Source organism: Pseudomonas sp. P5_B2, assembly GCF_056400445.1.
In genome coordinates this window covers 1-4,501 of the sequence record NZ_JBFULH010000339.1, presented here as the reverse complement: position 1 = coordinate 4,501, position 4,501 = coordinate 1, and the positions used below count along the sequence as shown (strand labels likewise).

At 59.2% G+C, this 4,501-nt stretch carries 5 protein-coding genes; all 5 read right to left on the bottom strand.

The annotated features are described in order from the left end of the window. Positions 1 to 315: ABC transporter permease subunit (locus AC1DRJ_RS19860; protein WP_477803647.1), on the bottom strand; the 315-nt coding region annotated here is incomplete at its 3' end. Further along, complete coding sequence (locus AC1DRJ_RS19855) at positions 315 to 1,418, bottom strand: ABC transporter permease (RefSeq protein WP_477803646.1); 1,104 nt, start codon at positions 1,416 to 1,418, stop codon at positions 315 to 317. The genes AC1DRJ_RS19855 and AC1DRJ_RS19860, both read right to left, overlap by 1 nt. A gap of 11 nt (positions 1,419 to 1,429) precedes the next feature. Next, positions 1,430 to 2,995, bottom strand: coding sequence for an ABC transporter ATP-binding protein (locus AC1DRJ_RS19850; protein WP_477803645.1), 1,566 nt, complete (start codon positions 2,993 to 2,995; stop codon positions 1,430 to 1,432). A gap of 533 nt (positions 2,996 to 3,528) precedes the next feature. Then, positions 3,529 to 4,110, bottom strand: coding sequence for an IMPACT family protein (locus AC1DRJ_RS19845; protein WP_477803644.1), 582 nt, complete (start codon positions 4,108 to 4,110; stop codon positions 3,529 to 3,531). Positions 4,111 to 4,117: 7 nt separating this feature from the next. Then, on the bottom strand, positions 4,118 to 4,501 hold a 384-nt coding region (locus AC1DRJ_RS19840; RefSeq protein ID WP_477803643.1), incomplete at its 5' end, for a TetR family transcriptional regulator C-terminal domain-containing protein.

Genomic DNA, 4,501 nt, shown 5'->3' with positions numbered 1-4,501 from the left:
CGAAAGGCCCACACCGAAGATCGTTAGCGCCAACCCGGTGGCCACCTGATTGGCGTTGAACACCAGCGCTACCACGGCAAACAGCGATGACAACAAAATCCCGGCGAGCATCGCCAACAGCACGCCGAGCCACAGGTTGCCGCTGTTCAGGGCGACTATAAAACCGATCACCGCGCCAAACAGCATCATCCCTTCCTGGCCCAGGTTGAGCACGCCGCTTTTCTCGCAGATCAATTCACCCAGCGCCACCAACAGCAAGGGTGTGCCGCAGCGGACCATGGCATAGAAAATATTGCTCAGCAGATCGATATCCATCACAGCGCTCCTGCAGGTACGGTGGCTGGCGCGCGGCGGGCCCAGCGCACGTTCAAACGCGGTCGGTAGAGAATCAGCACGTCGCTGGCCAGCAGGAAAAACAGCATCATTCCCTGGAACAATTGGGTGATGGCTTGCGGCAGGTTCATGCTCATCTGCGCGCTCTCGCCACCGATGTACAGCAGCGCCATCAACAGGCTGGAAAACAGAATGCCGATGGGGTTGAGTCGTCCGAGAAACGCCACGGTGATCGCCGCATAGCCGTAGCCGGGCGAGACCTGCGGCACCAACTGACCGATAGGGCCGGTCACCTCACACACGCCGGCCAAACCCGCCAAACCTCCGCTGATCAACAGCGCCAACCAGATCAAACGCTTCTCGCGAAAGCCAACGAAACCCGCCGCACGCTTATCCAGCCCCAACACTTTGATCTGAAAACCGACAAAGCTTTTTTGCAGCAATACCCAGACAGCGACTAACGCCAGCAAGGCGAAATACACCCCGGCGTGAACCCGGCCGTCCTCCATCAATAACGGCAAACGGCTGAAATCACTGAACATCGCCGACTCCGGGAAATTGAACCCGGCAGGATCCTTCAACGGCCCATGGACACAGAACAGCAGCAGGTTCAGGGCGATGTAATTGAGCATGATGCTGGTGAGGATTTCGTTGGCATTGAACCGGGTGCGCAACCATGCCGTCAGCCCGGCCCACGCTGCACCGGCCAAAGTGCCAACCAGCAGGATCAGCACCAGCCCCCAGCGACTTTGCAGGTCGATAATGTTCACCGCCAAGGCACTGCCGGCCAGCGCACCGAGCAGCAATTGACCTTCGGCACCGATGTTCCAGATCCGCGCCTGATACGCTACCGCCAGCCCCAACGCGCAGAGCAATATCGGCAACGCCTTGACCAACAATTCCGAGACGCCATACAGGTCGCTGACCGGCGCGATCAACAAAGTGTGCAAGGTGAGCAATGGATCATGACCCAATGCGATAAACAGCAATGAGCCACAGCCCAGCGTCAGCGCCGCCGCCAGCAGCGGCGAGCACCACAGCATCAGGCGCGATTGCTGGCCACGGGGTTCGAGAGAAAGCAGCATGTGAAACTCCGTTAAACCGTTGCGGGGGCGAGTGATTGAGGGGTGTCGAACTGGCCGGCCATCCAGCCGCCGACGTCGATCAGGCGCGTGTCGACGGTGGCTCTGAGTGGCGACAGACGACCGCTGCACAAGGCGCCGAGGCGGTCGCTGATCTGGAACAATTCGTCGAGATCTTCGGAGATCACCAGGATCGCCGCGCCGGCATCGCGCAAGGCAATCAGCGCGCGGTGAATGGTTGCGGCTGCGCCGACATCCACGCCCCAAGTCGGGTGCGCGGCGATCAGTAATCTGGGTTGCTGGAGGATTTCCCGGCCGAGGATGAATTTCTGCAAATTACCGCCGGACAGGCTACGCGCCGGTGTTTGAGCATCGGGTGTCTTGACCCCAAAGCGACGGATGATCTCTTCGGCCAACGCTTCGACTTTGCTGCGCTGGATAAGCCCGTTGCTGACCAACCCTTGTTGAAACGCCGTGAGCAGCGCGTTATCCGCCAGACTCAACTCCGGCACCGCACCGTGGCCCAGACGTTCAGCGGGGACGAAGGCCAGGCCGAGTTTGCGTCGCGCGTCGGGTCGCAGATGAGCGACCGGTTGCCCACCGAAACTGATCGTCGCGCCGTCGTTGCGTGCCAGTCGTTCTTCGCCGCTCAGTAAGGCGAGCAATTCATCCTGACCGTTACCCGCGACCCCGGCGATACCGACGATTTCACCACTGCGCACCTCAAGATCGACGTCCTTGAGTGAGCAGCCGAACGGATCAGGATTGGGCCAGGACAATTGGTTAACAGTAAGAAACGCAGCGCCGCCTACCACCTTCGGATAGTCCGTAATCGCCTCGGCCACTTCACCGACCATCAGCCGAGCCAGTTGCCGGTCCGAACATTCGGCCGGCAGGCAATGCCCGGCCACTCGCCCGCCGCGCAACACGGTAGCGCTGTGGCACAGCGCCCGGACTTCACCGAGCTTGTGGCTGATAAACAAAATGCTGCAGCCCTCGGCCGCGAGTCGACGCAAGGTGATAAACAGTTCATCGGCCTCTTGCGGGGTCAGCACCGAGGTTGGTTCATCAAGAATCAACAGGCGGATGTCTTGCATCAGGCAACGAACGATTTCCACCCGTTGCCGCTCGCCAATCGACAGGCTGTGGACAAGTCGCTCCGGCTCCAGCGCCATGCCATAGCGTCGGGACACTTCACGAATCTTCGGTTCAAGCTGTTTTGGTGTGCCGGCCGCAGCGCCCATGGCCAGGGCAATGTTCTGCGCCACGCTCAATGTTTCGAACAACGAAAAATGCTGGAACACCATGCCAATCCCAAGGCCTCGGGCTTGGGCCGGGTTGCGCATGGTTACGCGTTGCCCTTGCCAGATCATCTCTCCGGAATCGGCATGGGTGACGCCATAGATGATCTTCATCAGCGTACTTTTACCCGCACCGTTTTCCCCGAGCAGGGCGTGGATTTCGCCAGGCGCAATGGTCAGGTCGATGGCATCGTTGGCCAGGCATCCGGGGTAGCGTTTGCTGATCTTGCGCAACTGCAGGCGGGGCGTTTGATCGGGGATCGGCACGGGGTTGGGCATGACGGACTCGGGTCGAGGGGCGTGATGCCTGTGAATAAAGCAATTTCCTGGCCATGTAGTCAGGAAAGCGGCTGGCCCGCGCAAAGCACCGCCCTCAAGGACAATGGATCGTGCCCCATCGACGCCGAGTCAGGCACCACTTAGGAGCACGGCGGTTGATCAAGCTCCAGATTTGCTCGCGGGGATTTGGTTAAAAAACGAGCATCTGCCTGCAAGCCGCGCCGGATAGGGGGCCGCGACAGCCATGAACGGGTTATCCACAGATTGCTCCACAGTATTTGTGCGCAAGCTTAAAGGTCGGGCATAAGCACTGGGCGGCTATCTTCTAAAGGTGATAACACGCACTAACTATCTGTTTTTACGTAGATTTTGTGTGGATAGTGGCAGATTGGGCGAAAAGTGAACAAAGCCCGCAAACCCGCATGACAGAAGGGTTACAGGCACATGTGCTCAGGTTATCCACAGCCGGGTGCACAGTAGATGTGGGCAATTTTCTAACGTCGGCGGAATAAGGGTGAGCGTTGTTGGTGCGCTCAGTGCTGCAACACAATGCGCCCGCGACTCAAGTCCGCCAGCTGCGTTTGCAGGGTATGGATCTGCGCTTGCCCAACTGCTAATTGCAGTTCGACACCATTGGCGGTGAACGTTTCTTCCACCACCAGACCGCCCAGTTCCACCACACGAAGTTTCACCAGCGCCAATTCACCGAAAGCACAGGCGCAACTGACAGGCACTCGAGTGATCAGCTCAACCTTTGGCGCCGCTTGCAGGCACTTGTTCGCGCCGCCGCCATACGCCCTGGCGAGGCCGCCGGTGCCCAGTTGAATGCCGCCGTACCAACGAATCACCAGCACCGCGACCTGATCACAATCCTGCGCTTCGATCGCCGCCAGAATCGGCCGGCCTGCGGTGCCGCCGGGTTCGCCATCGTCGTTGCTGCGATACTGATCGCCAAGCTTCCACGCCCAGCAATTGTGCGAAGCATTGAGGTCGCTGTGCTTTTCAAAGAACGCTTGGGCGTCTGCCGGGCTTGATATCGGCGCGGCGAAGGTGATGAAGCGGCTTTTGCGAATTTCTTCGCGGTATTCACAAAAGCTACTGAGGGTGAAAGGCATAGGTGTCTTAAATAACAGGGGTCAGGCCGCAGCCCTTGAGAATGRTGYGGATCAGGTTGTTGCTGGCGTCTTCAATGTCTTGCTTGGTCAGCTTGGTACGTCCGCTGACGCGGCAGATCTGGGTCGCGAAGTCGGCGTAATGCTGAGTGCTGCCCCACAACAGGAAGATCAGGTGGACTGGGTCTACCGGGTCCATCTTTCCAGCATCGATCCACGCTTGAAATACAGCTGCCCGGCCCTGGAACCAGGCGCGGTAGTCCTGGTTGAAATACTCAGTCAGGCATTCGCCGCCGCTGATCACTTCCATGGCGAAGATCCGCGAGGCCTGTGGCTGGCGCCGTGAGAATTCCATTTTGGCGCGAATATAACGGGTCAAGGCTTCGGCCGGGTC

Coding starts and splice junctions, on each gene's coding strand:
- AC1DRJ_RS19845 (WP_477803644.1), bottom strand. CDS start 4,110: ATGCCTTTCACCCTCAGTAGCTTTTGTGAATACCGCGAAGAAATTCGC.
- AC1DRJ_RS19855 (WP_477803646.1), bottom strand. CDS start 1,418: ATGCTGCTTTCTCTCGAACCCCGTGGCCAGCAATCGCGCCTGATGCTG.
- AC1DRJ_RS19850 (WP_477803645.1), bottom strand. CDS start 2,995: ATGCCCAACCCCGTGCCGATCCCCGATCAAACGCCCCGCCTGCAGTTG.